General features: G+C 61.9%; 14 protein-coding genes. 9 read left to right on the top strand and 5 right to left on the bottom strand.

Annotation, left to right across the window (positions count from 1 at the left end):
- Positions 1 to 49: 49 nt before the first annotated feature.
- Positions 50 to 802 carry a cytochrome c biogenesis CcdA family protein gene (locus V8359_RS02865; protein ID WP_336427196.1) on the bottom strand — a complete coding sequence of 251 codons (753 nt, stop codon included), beginning with the start codon at positions 800 to 802 and terminating at the stop codon, positions 50 to 52.
- Positions 803 to 893: 91 nt separating this feature from the next.
- Here V8359_RS02865 and V8359_RS02860 point away from each other — a divergent pair, with 91 nt between their 5' ends.
- Positions 894 to 1,124 (top strand): sulfurtransferase TusA family protein, encoded by a 231-nt coding sequence (locus V8359_RS02860; protein WP_336427195.1) that lies wholly within the window; start codon positions 894 to 896, stop codon positions 1,122 to 1,124.
- A gap of 247 nt (positions 1,125 to 1,371) precedes the next feature.
- Here V8359_RS02860 and V8359_RS02855 read toward each other — a convergent pair whose 3' ends face one another.
- Entirely contained in the window at positions 1,372 to 4,077 is a 2,706-nt protein-coding gene (locus V8359_RS02855) for a ribonuclease E/G (RefSeq protein ID WP_336427194.1), read from the bottom strand.
- 467 nt (positions 4,078 to 4,544) lie between these two features.
- Between V8359_RS02855 and V8359_RS02850 the strand changes: the two genes are divergently transcribed.
- On the top strand, positions 4,545 to 6,548 hold the full coding sequence (locus V8359_RS02850) for a CocE/NonD family hydrolase (protein ID WP_336427193.1): 2,004 nt from the start codon (positions 4,545 to 4,547) through the stop codon (positions 6,546 to 6,548).
- A 697-nt stretch (positions 6,549 to 7,245) separates the two neighbouring features.
- Here the strand turns inward: V8359_RS02850 and V8359_RS02845 are convergent.
- Entirely contained in the window at positions 7,246 to 7,857 is a 612-nt protein-coding gene (locus V8359_RS02845) for a transmembrane anchor protein (protein ID WP_336427192.1), read from the bottom strand.
- 16 nt (positions 7,858 to 7,873) lie between these two features.
- A complete protein-coding gene (locus V8359_RS02840) occupies positions 7,874 to 8,590 on the bottom strand; it encodes a HupE/UreJ family protein (RefSeq protein ID WP_336427191.1) in 717 nt (238 codons plus the stop codon).
- A 667-nt stretch (positions 8,591 to 9,257) separates the two neighbouring features.
- On the opposite strand from V8359_RS02840, the gene V8359_RS02835 reads away from it, so the two are divergent.
- The 4 genes from V8359_RS02835 (at position 9,258) to V8359_RS02820 (ending at position 12,510) form a co-directional block, all read left to right on the top strand.
- Positions 9,258 to 9,890 carry a tyrosine-type recombinase/integrase gene (locus V8359_RS02835; RefSeq protein ID WP_336427190.1) on the top strand — a complete coding sequence of 211 codons (633 nt, stop codon included), beginning with the start codon at positions 9,258 to 9,260 and terminating at the stop codon, positions 9,888 to 9,890.
- A gap of 636 nt (positions 9,891 to 10,526) precedes the next feature.
- Positions 10,527 to 11,126 (top strand): c-type cytochrome, encoded by a 600-nt coding sequence (locus V8359_RS02830; protein ID WP_336427189.1) that lies wholly within the window; start codon positions 10,527 to 10,529, stop codon positions 11,124 to 11,126.
- Between the two features lie 2 nt (positions 11,127 to 11,128).
- Entirely contained in the window at positions 11,129 to 12,031 is a 903-nt protein-coding gene (locus V8359_RS02825) for a cytochrome C (protein WP_336427188.1), read from the top strand.
- Positions 12,032 to 12,069: 38 nt separating this feature from the next.
- Positions 12,070 to 12,510: a c-type cytochrome gene (locus V8359_RS02820; protein WP_336427187.1), complete on the top strand. Its 441-nt coding sequence runs from the start codon at positions 12,070 to 12,072 to the stop codon at positions 12,508 to 12,510.
- A 130-nt stretch (positions 12,511 to 12,640) separates the two neighbouring features.
- Here V8359_RS02820 and V8359_RS02815 read toward each other — a convergent pair whose 3' ends face one another.
- Positions 12,641 to 13,843 carry a permease gene (locus V8359_RS02815; RefSeq protein ID WP_336427186.1) on the bottom strand — a complete coding sequence of 401 codons (1,203 nt, stop codon included), beginning with the start codon at positions 13,841 to 13,843 and terminating at the stop codon, positions 12,641 to 12,643.
- 487 nt (positions 13,844 to 14,330) lie between these two features.
- On the opposite strand from V8359_RS02815, the gene V8359_RS02810 reads away from it, so the two are divergent.
- The 3 genes from V8359_RS02810 to V8359_RS02800 all read left to right on the top strand — a co-directional run bounded on the left by V8359_RS02810 (position 14,331) and on the right by V8359_RS02800 (position 20,152).
- A complete protein-coding gene (locus tag V8359_RS02810; RefSeq protein WP_336427184.1) occupies positions 14,331 to 14,690 on the top strand; it encodes a hypothetical protein in 360 nt (119 codons plus the stop codon).
- 93 nt (positions 14,691 to 14,783) lie between these two features.
- Entirely contained in the window at positions 14,784 to 16,976 is a 2,193-nt protein-coding gene (locus tag V8359_RS02805) for an efflux RND transporter periplasmic adaptor subunit (protein WP_336427183.1), read from the top strand.
- Positions 16,973 to 20,152, top strand: a complete 3,180-nt coding sequence (locus tag V8359_RS02800) for an efflux RND transporter permease subunit (RefSeq protein WP_336427182.1) — start codon at positions 16,973 to 16,975, stop codon at positions 20,150 to 20,152. Before V8359_RS02805 ends, V8359_RS02800 begins: the two co-directional genes overlap by 4 nt.
- Positions 20,153 to 20,166 lie beyond the last annotated feature (14 nt).

The following is a 20,166-nucleotide window of genomic DNA, read 5'->3' as shown; positions in this document are numbered from 1 at the left end:
ACGTACCTCTGCCGCGCAAGTTAGCGCAGGAGTTGGGCCAGAGTAAGTCTTAACCGAGGAGAGCGAGGAACGGGAAGAGTTCGAGCAGCCAGAAGGCGAAGGCCGAGAAGCCGCCAGTGAGCATCATGAGACCAATTGTCCAGAGCAGCAGGCCCATGATCCGCTCGATCACGTCCATATGGCGTTTCATCCAGTCGAGGAAGCCGCCCATACGGGGCAGGAAGGCGGCAACGATGAGGAACGGAATGCCAAGCCCCGCCGCATAGACCGCCAGAAGGGCCGTGCCGCGCGGAACCGATCCTTCTGAGGCCGCGAGGGACAGGATCGCGCCAAGCTGCGGGCCGATGCAAGGCGTCCAACCGAACGCAAAGGCAAGACCCAGCAGATAGGCGCCAAAGGCCGATCCGCCATGATCACCCGCTTCCATGCGCGCCTCGCGATCAAGGAAGGGAATGCGCAGGATATGCAGGAAATGCAGCCCGAACACCATCACAAGAATGCCCGCCAAGGCATTGAGATAGCTTTGATATTGCAGCAAAGCCGCCCCTGCCACAGAGGCCGCGAATCCCAAGATGAGAAAGATCGTCGAGAGTCCCAGGACAAAGAACAAAGCGGGAACAATTGCTTTGTTACGGCCCGCCTCGGCGGCGCGCAGATCGGCAATGGTGGTGCCGCTCATATAGGCCAGATAGGGCGGCACAATGGGCAGCACACACGGGCTCAGAAACGAGAGCAGCCCGGCCACCAGCGCGACGAGCATGGCGGGGAAGAGGGAGGCGTCTATGATATCTATCCCGAACATGACGCACAGATAGGGTATTTGGCCGCCAAGGTCATCGTTCTTTCGGTCACAAGTTTGTGGACTAAGTGTCACGTTGCGGTTAATTGGCCGCATGAGCGATGAAACCACACTCGACACCACCGGCCTTCTGTGTCCCCTGCCCGTTCTGAAGCTTCGTAAGATACTGAAAACGCTTAACAAAGGCGCACGCATCACGATGGTCGCGGACGACCCCGCAGCGCTGATAGATGTGCCGCATTTCTGTGCCGAAGCCGGTCACACCCTTCTGGAAACACACGAGAATGAGGGCGTTTTGACCTTCGAAATCGCGGCGGGCGGATAGTAGGCCGAATCAAAGGTTAACGGGCCGACCGACACGTCGGTATTGCGTCGGTATTCACGTATGTATCGCGTCGGTGGTGGACGTCTGGGCCACCCATGAAAACGGCGCGCGGTGGCAGGCCCGACGGACCGGCCCGCGCAACGAAAAAGGGCAGACATCGCAATGCCTGCCCTTTGGACTGCTGTTTGAGTTGACTGGCGCGTTTCAACGAAAACCCGAGACCCGGATTTTCGCGAAACGCGCTAAATCAGCGCCCCATGGACCACCAACCGCGCCGCTTGGGCTTGTCATCGGCCTCGTCGCGGGACTGGGCTTTCGCGGGGGTGGTCGCCTCGGCCTCGGCCATTTCCGTCACTTTTGCCGGCTCGGGTGCTGGCTCGGGCTCGGTGGAGGGCTTGGACTCCTGCTTGGCGGCGGGTTCGGGCGTAGGCGCGGCCTGCTCGCCCGTATCGGCCTTTTCTGACGCTTCGGGTGAAGCCGCCTTGGGCTTGCGGGGTTTGCGCGTGCGCTTGGGCTTGGCTTCGGTCTTGGCCTCCTCGGTGGCCTCGGCCGGTGCGGGTACGTCGGCCTCGGACTGAGCAGGCGCTTCCGCGACAGAGGTCGGAGTATCGTCATCCGACTTCTTCTTGCGTGGCTTGCGTGTGCGCTTGGGCTTTGGCTTATCCTCGGCGGCGGCCTCGGGGCTGTCGCCGGTTTCGGTCGTGGCGCTGACCTCGGCCTTGCTTTCGGTCTCGGCCGCGCCTTCGGCCTCGGCGGTGTCGGCGGATGCAGCCGGCTTGGCCTCGGTCTCTGCCGCACCTTGGGTGCCGTTGGCCTCGGCGGTTTGCGCCTCGTCCCCACCATTGGTTTTCTTGCCACCACGGCGGCGACGGCGGCGGCGGCGCTTCTTGGGCTTGTCATCGCCCTCGCCTTCGCCGTTCTGTGGCCCGGCCTCGGCCTGCTCCTGCGTGTCATCCTCGGCGGCGTCGGCGGTGCTGTCATCATCGACACCGGCCATGATCGAACTGTCGACCGATACGACGGGCGCTTCCACCTCGGGCACGGCCCGGGTGGCGGTCTTGAACTTCTCAAGGCTGAAATCCGGGCTGATCAGAGTCGGGTCACCTTCGATGCGAACCGAGAGGCCATAACGCGCCTCAATCTGGGCGACGTGTTCACGCTTCTGGTTCATCAGGAAGTTGGCGATACCGACAGGGCATTTCACCAACACCTCGCGTGAACGGCGGCGCACGCCCTCTTCCTCGATCTGACGCAGGATCGACAGTGCCAGATTGTCATCCGAGCGGATGAGCCCGGTGCCGTGGCAGGCCGGGCAAGGCTGGGTCGTGGCCTCGATCATGCCGGGGCGCAGGCGCTGACGGCTCATCTCCATGAGGCCGAAACCCGATATGCGGCTGACCTGAATGCGGGCGCGGTCGGTCTTGAGCCGCTCTTTCATCCGCTTTTCAACCGCCGCGTTGTTGCGACGTTCGTCCATGTCGATGAAGTCGATGACGATCAGGCCGGCAAGGTCGCGCAGGCGCAATTGGCGGGCCACCTCGTCGGCGGCTTCGAGATTGGTCTTGAGGGCGGTTTCCTCGATCGAGCCTTCCTTGGTGGCGCGGCCCGAGTTGACGTCGATGGCGACGAGCGCCTCGGTCACGCCAATGACGATATAGCCCCCGGATTTGAGCTGAACCGTGGGGTTGAACATGCCGCCGAGATAGCTCTCGACCTGATAGCGGGCGAAAAGCGGCTGTTGGTCGACATAGTGTTTCACGTTCTTGGCATGGGACGGCATGATCATTTTCATGAAGTCCTTGGCGATGCGATAGCCGCGTTCGCCTTCGACCATGACCTCGTCGATCTCGCGATTGTAAAGGTCGCGTATCGAGCGTTTGATCAGGTCGCCCTCTTCGTAGATCTTTGCCGGGGCGATGGATTTCAGCGTCAGTTCGCGGATTTGTTCCCAAAGCCGTTGCAGATATTCGTAATCGCGCTTGATCTCGGCCTTGGTGCGTTTGGCGCCGGCGGTGCGCACAATGAGACCCGCGCCCTTGGGCACGTCGATTTCATTGGCGATCGACTTGAGCTTTTTGCGGTCGGCGGCATTGGTGATCTTGCGGCTGATACCGCCGCCGCGTGCGGTGTTGGGCATAAGCACGCAGTAGCGGCCCGCGAGGCTCAGGTAGGTGGTGAGCGCCGCGCCCTTGTTGCCGCGCTCTTCCTTGACGACCTGCACCAGCAGGATCTGACGGACCTTGATCACCTCTTGGATCTTGTAGCGGCGGGGCCGCGGCTTGCGGGGCGGGCGAATATCCTCGTGATCGTCGTCATCGGCAACGGATTCGATGGAGGAATCCTTGTAGGAGGCATTCCGGCGATCATCGCCGTTGGCCTCGTCGCCGTCACCGTTGCCATTGCCATCGGCACTGGTGTCGTCGGTGTTATCGGCGGTATCGGCGGAGGGTTCCTCGACCGGGGTTTCGCCGACGCGCTCCATGGGCGACATGCCCTCTTCGTCACCATCGGCGGTGTCGATGGTTTCCATCCCCGAAATCGGATCCGAGCTTTCGACCGCGTCGCCATTATCGGCTGTTGCGGCCTTGGTGCGCGAGCGCGAGCGGCGGTTACGCCTCGGTTTGGGCTTCTCGTCGTCCTCGTCGCGGGCGTTCTGTGCCTCGGCATAGGCGCGCTCTTCTTCGAGCAGGGCCTCGCGGTCGGCGACGGGGATCTGATAGTAGTCCGGGTGAATCTCGGAAAAGGCGAGGAAGCCGTGCCGGTTGCCGCCATAGTCGACGAACGCGGCCTGAAGCGAGGGTTCGACCCGTGTTACCTTGGCGAGATAGATATTGCCAGCAAGCTGGCGTTTGTTCTCGGATTCAAAGTCGAACTCCTCAACCTTGTTTCCGTCAACCACCACAACGCGGGTCTCTTCCGCGTGGGTGGCATCGATAAGCATTTTCTTGGCCATGTAATCCAATTGCACCGGCGTGCGGGAGCGTGCCCCGGCGGGGCGTCCGATCCTGTCGCGGGGTGTCTGTCAAAGGCGAGCGCGGGCGCTGAGGGATCACGGCCGCGAACGGCGTGCCTGATCGTAATGTTTCCTGTTGCGCGCGTCATCGCGGTTCTTCTCCGGTGCCCGCGTCGGGGCACCCATTCGGTGGCCCGGAGCGCCCCTTCGAGCGGGGCGGCGGGCATGCATTTGACCCTTAGCAGGGTCCAATCGGTCTGTGTCAGATGAACCGGGGGACGTCCCTGCGGGTGTCTCTGATACAGCGAAACTCATAGCGGGCGAGGCGTCTCGCCTCCCGCGCACAGTCTACAGTAATGCCCATGCAAGGGAAATGACAATGGGCAAAATGCCCGGCGCGTCCGCCGCCGTTGCATCGCACCGTATCTCAGCGCAGAAATGGGGCCTGAACCACAGGAAGGCAAGAGATGATCGAGACGCGGGAAACGGTATGGATAGACATGCCCGACGGGGTGCGGCTTGCTGCGCGGCTATGGTTGCCGGAGGAGGCCTCGACGGGGCCGGTGCCGACGATCCTTGAATATATCCCCTACCGGCGTCGGGACCGCACGAGGCTCAGGGATGAGAGCATGCATCCACGAATGGCCGAGGCCGGGTATGCGGCGATCAGGGTGGACATGCGCGGCGCGGGTGACAGCGGCGGGATCATGCATGGCGAATACCTTGAGCAGGAAATTCAAGACGGCTGTGACGTGATCGCGTGGATCAGGGAACAGCCTTGGTCAGACGGTCAAGTGGGCATGTTCGGCAAGAGCTGGGGGGCTTACAGCGCCTATCAGGTGGCGGCACGGCGGCCCGAGGGGTTGCGCGCGATTGCGCCGGTGATGGGCACCGATGACCGGTGGGCGGAGTGCATCCATTTCACCGGCGGCTGCCTCATGACCGACAATTTCTGGTGGGGTGCGATCATGCAGCTTTTCATGGCGCAGCCGCCGGACCCCGAGATCGTGGGCGAGGCGTGGCGCGAGATGTGGCGCACGCGGCTTGATGCGGCCGAGTTTTGGCCCGGCGACTGGCTACGCCATCAGACGCGCGACGCGTTCTGGCAGCACGGATCGGTCCGCGAGGATTACAGCGCGATCGAGGTGCCCGCCTATATCTTTGGCGGCTGGGCCGATGCCTATCGCAACACGCCCTTTCGCATGGCCGAGCACGCGAGCGCCCCGGTGAAGGTCATGATCGGGCCGTGGGGGCATCTTTATCCGCATGAGGGCGCGCCGGGGCCGCAGGTGGACTTTCCCGCCGAACTGATCCGCTGGTGGGATCACTGGATGAAAGGGCGCGACACCGGGCTGATGGATGAGCCGCCCGTGCGGCTATACCTTCAAGAGGCGGTGTGCCCTGCCCCCGGGCATGCACATCGTGCGGGTCACTGGGTCGAGGAACCCGCTTGGCCCAGTCCGAATGTCGAGAGCCGGGTGCTCTGGCTCAATGCGGGCACACTGGGCGATGCGCCCGAGACCGGCGAGACGATGGCCGTCACGACCCCCACGAGCTATGGCGCGGCGGGCGGTGACGTGATGTCCTTTGCCGCGCCGGGCGATTTGCCAGCGGATGCGCGGCTTGACGGGGCGGGCGCGCTTGAGTTTCGCGGTCCGGTGCTTGACCACACACTCGATATTCTGGGCGTGCCGCGCATGGCGCTGAGGATCGCCGCAGATCAGCCGCAGGCGCAGGTGGCCGCGCTGTTGATCGACGAGGCGACGGATGGCACGCAGACCGTGATCGCGCGGGGATATGCCAACCTGATGCACAGCGCGGGGCCCGAGACGGTTGTGCCACTGGTGCCGGGCGAACCGGTCGACATGCCTTTGGAATTTCATGCAGCCAGCTACCGCGTGCCCACCGGGCATCGCCTGATGCTCAAGCTGTCGTCGGGATACTGGCCAATCCTGTGGCCCACACCCGCGCCTGTCCGGCTGAGCCTCGCCCCCGGAGCGGCGCGGCTTGATCTGCCGGTGCGGCAGGCCACGCCGGGTGCCACGCCGCCGCGCCCCCTTCTTGATCCGGCCACCGCCGCGCCGCCCGCGATGACACAGCTGCGCGAGGGCAGCATGGAACGCGGCTGGAATTTCGACGCGCTGACCGAACGGCTGTCGCATCATGTCACCATTGATGGCGGTGTCTTTGGCCCGGTGGGCCGCATCCGGCTTGATGAGACGGGCACCGAGGTAGGTGACCTGTCGGACCGGCGCTATGAGATCGGGCGCGATCCGCTAAGCGCGCGCGCCGTGATGACGCAGGAAGGCGGCTTTCGCCGCGGCGAGTGGCATCCGAGGATCGAAACGCGGGCGGACATGTGGGCCGACGCGGAGACGTTTTACCTGAGGGCTGTGACGCGATGCTACGACGGAGACGCGCTTTTCCATGAAAAGGAATGGGCCTATGACGTTCCACGCAACGGGATGTGAGAGAGCGTGCAAGGCCCCCGCGCGGGACAAGGCGCGTCGCGCCGCCGCGCATCGCCGGGCCACCTCCACGGCACGGCGATTTGACAGGGCTGGTGGCATCGCCCGAGTGCCGTCCGGATTCGGCAAACATAAAACGCATCAGCACCACCGACGGATCGCCGCACCGCGGCCCGTCGAGGCGCGGCTCCTGTCCGCACTTCGGTCGCTCAATCTCCCAAGCACGAAGGTCCGCTCAGACCAACCGGATAGTTAAAGCGTTTCGCGAAAAACCTGACTCACAGATTTGCGCGAAACGCAGCGCAACATTCAGGCGTTGCACGCGTTTCGCCTTTCGCTGATGTCTCAGGTTAAAGGCGAAACGCTTTAGGTGCCATGTCCGCTCCGGGCTTGCTGAAGTCATTTGATAGATTCCGTCAGGCACCTCACACCGGCCGGACGGGGTGAGCGGCGGCTATGCGCAGGGAGCGACATTTGCAAAGTTGCGGGTCATGGTCGCTCTTCAGGACGCGACCGGCCCAGAGTCGACATCCGCGGTCAGTTGCTACGCTGCAATGCAGCTTCACCAAACCGGCCATTCATGCATAGCGCAGCAATTTAAGGCCCGAGTGGCAGCAATGCGGGATCACACCGGGCTTTCACCAGACCAATATTGGCTTTGTCCGGCGCACACTGCGTTCGGCGTGCGCCGGACATTTGCTTATTCGTCTCTTACGATAGCGCTATAGTCGCCGCGCAGTTGAAGCGTCACTGTGACCGCCTCGTCGTCGCGATTTCGCCAGAACCAGCCGTGGTTCCCGGCGAAAGGCGTCTCGAAGCTGCCCTCACCCGAGGTTTTGCCGCGCCCTTTTTCATAGCTCACGTCCTGACCATCCGCATGGGCGTGAAGGTCGAAATTGATCCGCCCCCCGTTAGAGCTCCATGCGTAGAAAAGGCTCGCGCCTTTCTCCATCGTCGCCTTGATCTCGGTGTATTCTCCCGGCGCGAGGGTAAAGGTGATCTGATCCTGCCATGCCTCCTGAGCATGGGCCGTCCCGACGAAGACACCAAGAAAGTCGTTCATAAGCGAAGAGGAATCATCGCCATGTGTCTCCGCGTCCGCGGCGGCCTCTGCGGCGAGCTGCTGCTTGATTTCACCCATCTCGGTCAGCCCGAGAAGGCTGCCTACCCCGGTGGGGTCTTTACCCAGTTCGGCGGGCATGTAAACCATGACGCCTATGGCCACTGCCGCGATACAGGCTATGATCGACGACCGGCGAAGCTGTGCATTGGTGGGCAGGTCTTCGAGCTTGGGTTTGCGTGCGTTATGCATGAGATGTCTCCAATTCTTATGTGCTGGCGATGTATCCGGCGATCTGCTGGTACGTCAGCAGCACGCCCAGACCGGCCATGATGATGTTCGCGTAGGTGCCCTGACGCAGGAAGTTGGGGCTGCGCCGCCAATAGCCCATGACGATCAGGATCACGAATAGCGCCAGAAGCTGGCCCAGCTCGACGCCTAAGTTGAACGAAAGAAGGTTGGCCAGAAGACCATCCTCGGCGATTTGGTATTCGAGGATTTTCGAGGCGAGACCCGTGCCATGGAAAAGGCCGAAGATCAGCGTTGCCGCCTTGGTGTTTGGCTGGAAGCCCAGCCACTTCTGGAATGCACCGAGGTTGTCGAGCGCCTTGTAGACAACCGATAGTCCGATTATGGCGTCGATGATGTAGGCGTTGATGCCCCAGCCGAACCACACGCCGAGAAGCATGGTAACGGAATGGCCAAGAGCGAACAGGCTGACGTAAATCGCCACGTCCTTCATGTGATAAAGGAAGAAGACGACGCCCAGAAGAAACAGGATATGGTCATATCCCGTAATCATATGCTTGGCGCCAAGATAGATGAAGGGGACGATATGCACCCCCCAGATCTCTTGGATATAGCCCGCGTCACCGGGCGTGACGTCATGGGCCAAGGCCGTGCCGGGGATCAGCACCAGTGTGAACAGGGCAAGACGTGCCAGCGGCACGAGTGCGCCCCTGCTGCCCCTTGAGAGAGTTTTCATGGAGAGACTCCGCTTTTATTTGAAATGATCAGTGGTACGCAGATTTGCGCGGGACCGATCAAGCGCGCGGAGGTCGGTCTATGCGGAACTTTCGGGACGGGCCGGTCTGCGACACGGAAGGACGCCAGACCCTGGTCATTTCGGGTGCGGGATCGGCGCTCCGGCCAGTCAGCAAGAAAGCCGGGTTGTGGTCGTGATCGGCCGTGTCGTGACTATGTCCGTGCATCGCCCAATACAGGTCTTCCTCGACCCCATGCGAGTGGCCGTGGTCCTCAACCATTTCCAGATGATCCTGGATCGTCTCGAAAACTGCCGGTGCATGTGTGAAAGCCGGAACCGCGGACCAGACGACCAGTGCCAAGCACATCAGTGCTGCCAAGACGCTTTTGAAGCTTTCAGGCATAGCTAGCATCTGTCGTACCTGCTCGAAGCCGCCGTTTTTCGACCTTCTTTCTTAAATACCGTCGATCAAACCCGGCAACAAGCCGTCTTCTGCGGGCGGCCGTCACCTACCGAGAAGCAGCGGGCGATAATAAAGCAAGTGGCTGCATCATGCAGTGAGAGCACACTGACGACCTCCGAGGCGGCGATGCGATCCCGTGATATGCTGCGTTCGTCAACGTCGGGTTGTCGTTGTGGGTGGGCGTGGCGGATCGGAGGATCAGTTATGGAAACACCAAACCTACCTGTCATTCGCGCGCTTCGCCCTGCCTGGAATAAAGGTCGCATCGTCGGCCAGAAACGCCCTTTGAAGCCAAGACATGTCTGGGCGATCAGAGTTCGACTGGAACCGGCCGAGAACCATCGCGATCTCGCGCTGTTCAATCTGGCCATCGACAGCAAGCTTCGCGGTTGCGATCTGGTCAAAATGAAGGTCGCTGATGTTATGGCCTCTGGCAAGATCAAGGAACGCGCATCGGTTCTGCAAAGCAAAACCCAGAAACCCTTGCGCTTTGAAAACTCTGAAGGCACGCAGGCGCCGCTGGAAAAGTGGATGCAAGACCCGCTGATGGTTGGATCCGAGTACCTCTGGCCCGGCCGCTTTCACGAACGCCTTCACATCTCAACCCGCCAGTATGCGCGGATTGTTCGTGACTGGGTGACGTCGATCAGCCTGGAGGCGAGCGCATACGGCAAGCATTCAATGCGCCGGACCAAGGTGACGCAAATCTATAAAAAGACGGGCAACCTGCGCGCGGTTCAGCTCCTGTTGGGCCACACGAAAATGGACAGCACCGTCAGGTATCTTGGCGTTAAGCTTGAGGATGCTCTCGCGATTGCAGAGGCCATTGAAATTTAAGGAGTCGGGCCGTTTTCACGGACGGCCCTTTGTGACCGTTCCCGTTTCTTGCCGCGAATGGCTGCTATTGATTTTGGCAGGCATTTGCGGTGAACGTAGCAAGGTTGCGTCTCATTCGACCGATCTTGAACGTATACGAAGATGTGCCCGCCGCGGCGTCGGTAGGCTGGCAGCAGTGAGCAGTTGACTGCCGCTATCGACCGGCCTTGATGTTGACAACGCGAGCAGTCAAGACGCATTGTTTCTGACATGACAGTCGCTATATCCCGCATGGTCATTATGGTCGCATACTTCATGGTTGCCTTTTTTGGGATTCTCGCGGCAACGACCGAACCTGCGTCCGCGCATCCGGATGGTATGCATGATTTTGCGGCGGTGTCTGAGACCCACGCTACCGATGGAGAAATACCAACGGTCGAGACCTGTTGTCACAAGATGGGCACCTGTGTCGTGCAATTCGTTCAGTTCAGCCCAGCCACAGTGCCGCTGGACGGTTCGCTTACGACATTGCAGCACGGCTTCGCCGCGGAGAGGCGTGCCTCCATCTCCTCGGCAACGGATCCGCCCCCGCCGCGCCCCTGACCGATCGAAGCCTGCCCTGCGGGGTAAACTCTATCGGATCACGGGAGATGAAAAATGACATTCAGACAATTGGTACTGGGCGGGGCCGCTATAGTGGGCCTTTCCGCCACGGCATTCGCGCATTCAGGGGCCACGGGCGTGGTCAAGGAGCGCATGGGTGCGATGAAATCCATGGGAGAGGCCATCAAGCGGATCAAGCCGATGATGTCCGGCGAGGCCGGCTATGACGCGGCCAGCGTGCGCAAAGCCGCGCAAGTCATCGCCTCCGAAGCGGGCGAGGCTTTGACCGGCAAGTTCCCGGAGGGCTCGACCGAGCATCCCTCCGAAACGCTGCCACGTACTTGGGAGGAATGGGATCGCTTCACCGCGCTCGCGACCCAGTTGGAGACGGCGGCAGAGGGACTTGCCATGGCAGCGGACAATGGCCTGCACGGTGACGGGCACATGATGGGTGGCCACGCCGGGATGATGGGCGGCAACATGATGGGTGATAGCTCCGGCATGATGGGGGGCGGCATGATGATGGGTGGTGACACCATACCTCAGGGGATCAGCGCCGAGCATATCGGACAGATGCCTGCCGACGGGGCCTTCATGATGGTCACGCAAAGCTGTTCGGCCTGTCATGACCGTTACCGGCAGGAAGACGGCTGAGCATGCGTCGCAGCTATAGTATCCTTTTAGGCTTCGGCGCTCTGGCAGGGTTGGGCGGCGCAACACTGGCGCTCTGGCCGATCGGTAAGGCGCCTGAACTGGCTCCGCGCGAGGGCGATGCCCAGCGTGGTGCCTATCTGGCCCGTGCCGGGGGCTGCATCGCCTGCCATTCCGATCCGGGTTCCGGCCGTCCTGCCCTGACCGGCGGGGCGTCCATCAAAACCACCTTCGGCATCTTCATGCCACCCAACATCACCCCGCACGAAACGGCGGGTATTGGCGCGTGGACGATCGAGGATTTCGCCCGTGCCGTGCGGCAGGGCGTGGCACCGGACGGTGATCCCTACTACCCGGCCTTTCCCTATGCGTTCTATGGCCAGCTGAGCGATCAGGATATCGCCGACCTTTGGGCGGCGTTCCAAGGCGTCCAAGCGCAGGAGGTGACTGCGGGGGCCAACGACATCGACTTTCCGTTCAACCTGCGTTTCGGTTTGAAATTATGGCGGGCGGCATTTCAAAACGGCCCGCCCACGGAGCCTTTGCCGGACCGTTCGGAGACCTGGAACCGGGGCCGGTGGCTGGTCAACGGGCTGGCTCATTGTGGTGCCTGCCATACCGACCGCAATCTCGTGGGCGGGCGTCGACCTGACCAATACCTTTCGGGTAGCGATGACCTGCCGGATGGGGGCAAGGCCCCGCCGATCCGCCCCGACGATCTGCGCGAGGCCGGCTGGACAGTTTCGGCGCTGGCTTTCGGGCTGAAATCCGGCGTCATGCCGGATGGTGACACCTTCGGTGGCGGTATGGGCGAGGTCGTGCGGCAGGGAACGTCTTGGCTGACCCAAGACGACCGGGAGGCGATGGCCGCCTACCTTCTGGACGAAGACACGGCTGGGGACGAGTGAGCCGCCCCTGACACAGGACAAATTCGGAGAGAAAGAGAATGAACAGAACGTTGATGGTTGGCGTAGTTGCCGCCTTGGCCGCAGGGGCTGCGGTATTTTTCACGCAAATCGGTGGCGAGAGCCCGACAGCCGGCAATGGAACCGTGCCGGCGCAAGGCGCGGCGATGGTGGAAGTGACGCTTCCCGATGCGCTTTCACAACAGGCGCGGATGGGCAAACAGGCGTTCGACGCCGTCTGCGCAGAGTGCCATGGCACGAACGCGGCCGGGAAGACGGGCAGCGGGCCGCCACTCATCCACAAGATCTACGAACCCTCGCATCACGGCGACATGTCCTTTCACATGGCCGTACAGAACGGGGTGCGCGCGCATCACTGGACATTCGGCGATATGCCCGCGCAGGACGGGCTGACGAAGGCCGATGTGGATGCCGTTGTCGCCTATGTCCGGGAGGTGCAGAAGGTCAACGGGATCAACTGAAGCGTCATCTACAGCCGCAAACAAGAGTTGGGGGCAATGGGCATGCCTAGGCGCCATCGTAAGCGCCGGGAACAACGCTACCGCCCGGTGCTTGAAGCCTTGCTAAAACCTGAACCGGGTCTCCCCCGCATCACCCGCCAACGGTAAGGCCGAGGATGAGCCAAGCATATGACACCATCGCGAGGGCGAAGAGGAGTTTTTCGGTTGCCCCTGCACCTATGGCAAAGCTCCAGCCGGATCGCGCGATCTTCCAGGCGAGAAACCCAAGACTGAGCGCAGCAAAGCAAGTGTTGAGCCAGAAGGTGTAATCCACGGCGAAAAACTCGCGGTCGCTGACCGTGCGCACCTGCTCGGTCGATGGCAGCAAGCCCAAAGCCGCAAAGCCGTAATGCAGGATCATCGCGGTGGTCACGAGCACGACCAGAAAAACGCCGAGGATGTAAAGGGCCATCTTCCACCCGTAATACTGGGCGTTCACCCGCAGGACGGGGATCACGACCAGATCAGAGAAGATGAAAGCCATGATGCCCGCAAATGCGACGCCGTTGCCGTAGAGCACGGCGGCCAGTGGGATGTTCCCCATCGACCCGATGAAGGTGAAGAATGCCGCCAACGGCCCGACCACGGCCTGAGCGAGCAATTCCAGAAAGTTCGGGTCGTCACCGCCAATGAAGAGCCATTCGAAGAAGGTTTGCGGAACAAAGGCGGCAATAACGCCCGCGAGCGTGAAGCCGATGGTCACATCCTTCCAGACCATAATCCATTCCATCACGTAGCGCCGGGCAACCATGGCCCAGCTCTGGCGCGACGCGATCTTGTCGCGCCACGACATGTCCGATCCATCCGACTCATCGTCGTCGCCCTGGCTTTTCTCGGCATTGGTGCGCGCTTCTTCGATCGGCGCGAACCCCTTGCTCAGGCGGATGACCATCCACATCAGAAGGATCAGAAGCAGCCCGCCCACATACTCGCCAACGACAAATTGCCATCCAAGGAAAATCCCGATGATGATACCAAGTTCGACCACCAGATTGGTGGACGCGAGCAGGAAAGCGAGAGACGGGACAAGCCCCGCGCCTTTGGCAAAAAGCGCCCGGGTGCCCGAAAGGGCCGCGAAGCTGCAAGACGAGCTTACGAAACCGAAGAATGTGCCCATGGCAACCGAGCGCGGCCCGGCCTCGCCCATCTTCTCCCGCATGGTCTGCCGGGTCACGAACACCTGAATCATCGACGAGATCAGATACCCGAGGCCGAAAGCCCAAAACGCAGTCCAGAACAGGCCGAGCGCGGTCGTGGCGGCGGCATGCCAGGTGTCGAAAAAACTCTGCGCCATCGTGCTTGTCCTTTCTTTTACTGGGTATCTTACGCTTTCAATCTCCGCGAAGTTCCGCTTGGAATATTCGAAGTTAACTCGCCATCGGACTATCAAGTGCAGGGTCGTCGCTCAACCATCACAGCTTAACCCGGCGCGGGCGACGCACATCACCGCCGCTGCGATCATCGGCGACAGCAGTGTGTCGAAGACCGAATATAACACGCCCGACACGGTGCCGATCAAGGCGAAGAACAGGGTCTTCGCTTAACGTTGCAGAGGTTGCGGGCGCCAGCTTTCGCCTCAGACGATCCCGGGTGGTTCGCGGCCAGTGGCGATCAAATCGCGGTTTTGCCTTCGGTGCGGAGGCTTTTCTGGAAACCGTCGGAGCAGACGTTCCGAAATAGGCGATCGAAGGCCCGCTGATCACGAAAAATTGGGGCGACTTGTTTTCCTACAGCGACGGTTTGACTGGACAGTGCGGGAAAGCCCGGTATTTTCCGGAGTCATGAGACAGCTGCGGTCCACTCTTGTCCGGTGCCTGATGGTCATGCTCATGGCGATGTTCGTCATGGGCTCTTTCGGTATGGGCGCCGCCGGTGCCGCGACTGCAGTCAAGACTGCCCAGATGATGGACCACGCGACGCAGACCGCCAATGACTGTCCAACAATGGACAAAGCCGGCGCGCCGATGCAGAATGGCCATGCTGCCTGCACAATGACGGTGTGCTGTTTCTCGGAAGCACCGGATTTCGGTCCGCTTCGGCCGGAACCCGAGCTTATACCGGCGAGTTATGTCCGGTCCGCCGAGGCCCGCCTGACGCAGGCCGAGCCCGAGCGCGCCAAGAAACCCCCAAAACACGCCTGATCCCTTGACCGGAACAGTCCGGGCGCATTCGCGCGTCCGGGCACCCTTGTTGCCGCGGTGCGTCCGCGGGACCCCAAGAGACAGGTATGTAATATGCGTGGACGATACTTCGCGATGGCGATCATGGCGCTCGCCGCAGGAAGCGCTGGCGGCATGTGGTACGAACGCGAGCGGGTGGCTCACTCATTGGAGGCGGGCACCAACGAGCCCGAGGTCCTCTACTGGGTTGCGCCGATGGATCCCAATTTTCGTAAGGACGGCCCGGGGAAGTCACCAATGGGCATGGATCTGGTGCCTGTCTACGAGGGGGATGAGCCGTCGGGCGCCCCTGAAGATGTAAAGCTCTCGGCGACCGAGGTGAATACCATCGGCGTGCGCACCGCCGTGGCGCGGGTCGAGGACATCGCGCACCGGATCGAGACGGTGGGCTTCGTCGATTACGACGCGCACGCGACAAGCCATATCCATACCCGCGTCGAGGGCTGGATCGAGCGGCTTGAGTTGCGCGCCGTCGGAGACCGGGTGTCAAAGGGTGACTTACTCTTCAATCTTTACGCGCCGAAAATCACCATCGCCAGCTCCGAGCTTCTGCGTGCCACGCAGTCTGGCGACGCGGATAATATCTCAATCGCCCGTACGAAGCTGATGAATTTCGGGGTAAGCGCACGGCAGATCGATGAGATGGCGCAGGCGGAACGACCCGCACAGCGTATCCGGTTCTATGCGCCACAGGATGGTGTGGTCTTCGCTCTCAACGCAGCCGATGGCATGTACCTTCGCCCTGAGACGCGAGCGATGTCGCTGGCAGATACGGAATCGGTCTGGCTGATAGTCGACGTGTTCGAGCGAGACATGGGTTTTGTAACACAAGACATGCGCGCAGAGGCGAGATTTGATCACTTGCGGGGGCACGTCTTCACCGGCGAGATCGACTATATTTTTCCCGAGCTCGACGCCAAGACGCGCACGCTTCGGGTGCGTCTACGGTTCGACAATGCAAAAGGACTGTTGCGGCCCAATATGTTCGCCAAGGTGGCGCTGGTGCCGGATGACGCGCGGCAGGCATTGACCGTGCCGTCCGAGGCGGTGATCCGCACCGGTCGCGCCGAGCGGGTGATCCTGCGGCTATCGGATGGCAATTTCCGCCCCCGTCTGGTGACGACCGGGTTGCGCGGCGGTTTTGCCGAGGGTCGGCGCACCGAGATTGTGCAGGGGCTGGCCCCCGGGGACGAAGTCATGGCCTCGGCCCAGTTTCTCATCGACAGTGAAAGTGCCTTGAACGCCGGGATGATGCGCTTTGCCCCCACCGAGGCGGAGCCTGCGATAGGCAAGGGCGTTCTGCTGTCGCTGGACGCCGAAACACATCGTGCCCGGATCTCGCATGAGCCAGTCGAGGCGTTGGGCTGGCCCGCGATGGAAACCGACTTCGCCCTGCGCTCGGATGTCTACCTGAAAGACCTGACTGAGGGGCAGGATGTGGAATTCAAGGCGGTGCGGGGCGCCGATGGACTGATTGCGCTGACCCACCTTGGCCGGGAGGACGGGGTGGATGCCACAGGCGAAGGGGTCGTGCACGCCGTCACGCCCGAGGGCAAGCTGACCGTCAGTCACGACCCGATCCCGGCGCTCGGCTGGCCCGCGATGAAGATGGACCTCGACGTGCAGGGCGTCGATACCGCCGCAATACCCTTGGGAGAGCCGGTCTCGTTCGACCTGTCCGCGGGCGAGAACGGTATGGCCGTCATCGTGGCCGTGCGGGCAGAGGGTGCGGAGGCTGCGGCAGCGCCCGAGACAGTGGAGGCCAAACCCCAGGACGAGGCCGCGCCGCCGATCACCGTCGAAGGCCGCATCGAAGCCATCAATGCCGAAACGGGCATGGCGACCATCGCCCATGGCGCCATTGCCGAGATCGGGATGCCGGGAATGACGATGGACTTCGCCCTGACCGACACGCTCAATCCGGCGGATCTGCCGATGGAGCAGGATGTGACCCTGACCTTTGCGCGGCCAGATGGCATGACCATGGTGCTGGCTGAGGTCAAGACCCAGCCTAAACCGATGACCGTGATAGGCACGATCAACAGCATCGATGCAGAAACCGGAATGGCCAATGTCACTCACGGCCCGATTGCGGCTATCGGTATGCCCGGCATGACGATGGATTTCACCCTGGTCGATGATCTTGACCCAAGCACCCTGCCCGTGGGACGCGAAACGGAGCTGTTGCTGACGCAGGGAGCGGATATGTCCCTGTCGTTGTCAGGCACCGTGGAGCTGGGCCAATGATCCCTGCCATCATCCGCTGGTCAATCGCCAACCGCTTTATCGTAATCGTCTTGGCGCTGTTCCTCGGGGCGGCCGGGGTCTGGGCGCTGCGCAGCACCCCGGTCGACGCGATCCCCGACCTGTCGGACGTGCAAGTCATCATCAAGACACCCTATGCCGGACAGGCCCCGCAAGTGGTGGAAGATCAGGTGACCTACCCGATTGCCACCGCTATGCTATCGGTGCCGGGCGCCGTGGACGTGCGTGGCTTTTCTTTCTTCGGCGATAGCTATGTCTATGTCGTCTTCGAGGACGGCACCGATCTCTACTGGGCGCGGTCGCGGGTGTTGGAATACCTCGCACAGGTGCAATCGCGCTTACCCACAGGCGTGAACCCGGAACTTGGTCCAGACGCTACCGGCGTCGGCTGGATCTATCAATACGTACTGGTGGACCGGACTGGCGGCCATGACTTGTCACAACTGCGCACGCTTCAGGACTGGTTCCTGAAATTCGAATTGCAGACCATTGAGGGCGTGTCCGAGGTCGCCACCATAGGCGGTATGGTCAAGCAGTACCAAGTGGTTGTCGATCCCGACAAGCTGCGCGCCTTCGACATTCCGCTGGCCAAGCTGCGCGCAGCCATCGGCGAGGCCAACCGCGAAACCGGCGGCAGCGTGATCGAGATGGCCGAGGCAGAGTACATGGTTCGCGCGACCGGCTATGTGGACAGTATCGAGGATCTCGCGTCGATACCGCTCATGGTTAACGACCGGGGCGCGGCACTGACGTTGGGGGACGTGGCCGAAATCCGGCTGGGCCCACAGATGCGGCGCGGCGTGGGCGAATTCAACGGCGAAGGCGACGCGGTCGGCGCGGTGATCGTCATGCGCTGGGGCGAGAACGCGTTGTCGACGATCAGGGCGGTGGAGGATAAGCTAGACACCTTGCGCGAGTCTTTGCCCAAGGGGGTAGAGATTGTCACCACCTATGACCGCTCCGGCGTGATTGAGCGGGCCATCGACAACCTAAAGAAAAAACTGACCGAGGAATTCGTCGTCGTTGTGCTCGTCTGCGGCGCGTTCCTGCTGCATCTGCGCTCCTCGCTGGTGATCGTACTGTTCCTACCCTTGGGCGTGCTGGCGGCTTTCGCGGTGATGCGCCTGCAGGGGGTCAATGCCAACATCATGTCGTTGGGGGGCATTGCCATCGCCATCGGCGCGATGGTGGATGCAGCCGTGGTGATGATCGAGGCGATGCACCGCAAGATGGAGGGCAAGCGCCTGTCGTCCGAGGAGCGATGGCAGGCCGCCCGCGAGGCTGCCACCGAGGTCGGACCGGCGCTGTTCTATTCGCTGGCGATCATCACGGTTAGTTTCCTGCCCGTTTTCGTGCTGGAGGCGCAGGAGGGGCGGCTTTTCAAGCCGCTGGCCTTTACCAAGACCTATGCCATGGCCGCAGCCGCGATCCTTTCGATTACGCTGGTGCCGGTCCTCATGGGTTATTTCGTGCGAGGGAAGATCGTTGCCGAGCGGCGCAACCCGCTGAACCTGGCTTGCCAGTGGATCTATCGGCCGTTTCTTGACGCGGCGGTGGCTTGGCCTTGGGCGACGGTCCTACTCGCCGCCGCGCTAGTTGCCTCAATGGCGCATCCGCTGCAACGGCTGGGCACGGAGTTCATGCCGGAGTTGAACGAGGGCGATTTCCTCTACATGCCTTCGCTTTACCCCGGTGTGTCCATTGGTAAAGCGCGCGAGGTGTTGCAACAGACCAACCGGATAATCGCGCAGGTGCCGGAGGTCGACACCGTGCATGGCAAGCTGGGCCGGGCCGATACGGCCACTGATCCTGCGCCGCTGACGATGATCGAAACCACGATCCAGCTGAAGCCACGCGAGGATTGGCGTCCCGGCATTTCGATGGACGACATCCGCAACGAGCTGGACGCGCGCGTGCAGGTTCCGGGCGTCACCAACGTTTGGATTCAACCGATCAAGAACCGCATCGACATGCTGGCCACGGGGATTAAGACGCCCGTGGGGGTGAAGGTCTCGGGCGCCGATCTGAGCGTCATCGAGCAGATCGCCGTCGCGGTGGAGCAGGCGGTGGCGGATATCCCCGGAACCACCTCGGCCTATGCCGAGCGGCCCGTCGGCGGGCGGTTCATCGAGATCGACATCGACCGCATGGCGGCGGCCCGCTACATGCTTTCCATCGAGGACGTGCAGCAGGTGGTGCAAACGGCCATCGGCGGCCAGACCATCGCGGAATCCGTGGAAGGGCTCGAACGCTTCCCGATCAACCTGCGCTATCCGCGCGACTGGCGAGACAGCCCCGACAGGTTGGAGGATCTGCCCATCGTCACGCCTTCTGGCGCGCATATCCCGCTGGGTACGGTGGCCGAGGTGAAGCTGGTGGATGGGCCGGGCATGATCCGCTCCGAGAATGCGCGGCGCACCGGGTTCGTCTTTATCGACATCGCCGGGCGCGACCTTGGCAGCTACGTCACCGAGGCACAGCGCGTTGTGGCGGAAAACGTCGACCTGCCGCCTGGTTATTCCATCGCGTGGTCGGGCCAGTATGAATATATCGAGCGGGTGCAGGAGCGGCTGAGCCTAGTAGCCCCGGCAACCCTTATGATCATCACGCTGATGCTGTTCCTCGCCTTCAATCGGGTGACGGAAGTGACAATCATCCTTCTTGCGCTCCCCGTGGCGCTGGCCGGGGGCGTGTGGCTGATCTTCACCCTCGGCTACGCCGTGTCGGTCGCCGTGCTGGTGGGTTTTATCGCGCTCGCGGGCGTGGCGGTCGAGACGGCTATCGTGATGTTGCTTTACCTGAACCTTGCCTGGGACCGGTGCGTTCTAGCCGCAAAGGAACAAGGCCGCCGGGTCAACCGCGACGATATCGAAACGGCGGTTTTCGAAGGCGCGCTTCTGCGCCTGAGGCCCAAACTGATGACCGTTGCCACGATCTTTGCCGGGCTCATCCCGATCATGTATGGTGATGCGACAGGCTCGGAGGTGATGCAGCGTATCGCGGCACCGATGATCGGCGGCATGGCCACGGCGACGATCCTGACGCTTTTCGTCATACCGGCGATCTTCGTGATCTGGAAACGCGCCTCGCTTGGGCGAGTCAACCGGCAGATTTTGCAACCATTCCAGCCTTTCCACTCCCCTCAACCCGGCGAATGACCGGGCACCACATG

Origin of the sequence: Roseovarius sp. E0-M6 (assembly GCF_037083845.1) — a bacterium.
GTDB lineage: Bacteria > Pseudomonadota > Alphaproteobacteria > Rhodobacterales > Rhodobacteraceae > Roseovarius.
The sequence above is the reverse complement of the archived record's forward strand: the minus strand, read 5'-3'. Positions and strand labels throughout refer to the sequence as shown.

Coding starts and splice junctions, on each gene's coding strand:
- V8359_RS02815 (WP_336427186.1), bottom strand. CDS start 13,843: ATGGCGCAGAGTTTTTTCGACACCTGGCATGCCGCCGCCACGACCGCG.
- V8359_RS02810 (WP_336427184.1), top strand. CDS start 14,331: ATGAGACAGCTGCGGTCCACTCTTGTCCGGTGCCTGATGGTCATGCTC.
- V8359_RS02845 (WP_336427192.1), bottom strand. CDS start 7,857: ATGCATAACGCACGCAAACCCAAGCTCGAAGACCTGCCCACCAATGCA.
- V8359_RS02855 (WP_336427194.1), bottom strand. CDS start 4,077: ATGGCCAAGAAAATGCTTATCGATGCCACCCACGCGGAAGAGACCCGC.
- V8359_RS02860 (WP_336427195.1), top strand. CDS start 894: ATGAGCGATGAAACCACACTCGACACCACCGGCCTTCTGTGTCCCCTG.
- V8359_RS02840 (WP_336427191.1), bottom strand. CDS start 8,590: ATGAAAACTCTCTCAAGGGGCAGCAGGGGCGCACTCGTGCCGCTGGCA.
- V8359_RS02850 (WP_336427193.1), top strand. CDS start 4,545: ATGATCGAGACGCGGGAAACGGTATGGATAGACATGCCCGACGGGGTG.
- V8359_RS02800 (WP_336427182.1), top strand. CDS start 16,973: ATGATCCCTGCCATCATCCGCTGGTCAATCGCCAACCGCTTTATCGTA.
- V8359_RS02820 (WP_336427187.1), top strand. CDS start 12,070: ATGAACAGAACGTTGATGGTTGGCGTAGTTGCCGCCTTGGCCGCAGGG.
- V8359_RS02835 (WP_336427190.1), top strand. CDS start 9,258: ATGGAAACACCAAACCTACCTGTCATTCGCGCGCTTCGCCCTGCCTGG.
- V8359_RS02805 (WP_336427183.1), top strand. CDS start 14,784: ATGCGTGGACGATACTTCGCGATGGCGATCATGGCGCTCGCCGCAGGA.
- V8359_RS02825 (WP_336427188.1), top strand. CDS start 11,129: ATGCGTCGCAGCTATAGTATCCTTTTAGGCTTCGGCGCTCTGGCAGGG.
- V8359_RS02865 (WP_336427196.1), bottom strand. CDS start 802: ATGTTCGGGATAGATATCATAGACGCCTCCCTCTTCCCCGCCATGCTC.
- V8359_RS02830 (WP_336427189.1), top strand. CDS start 10,527: ATGACATTCAGACAATTGGTACTGGGCGGGGCCGCTATAGTGGGCCTT.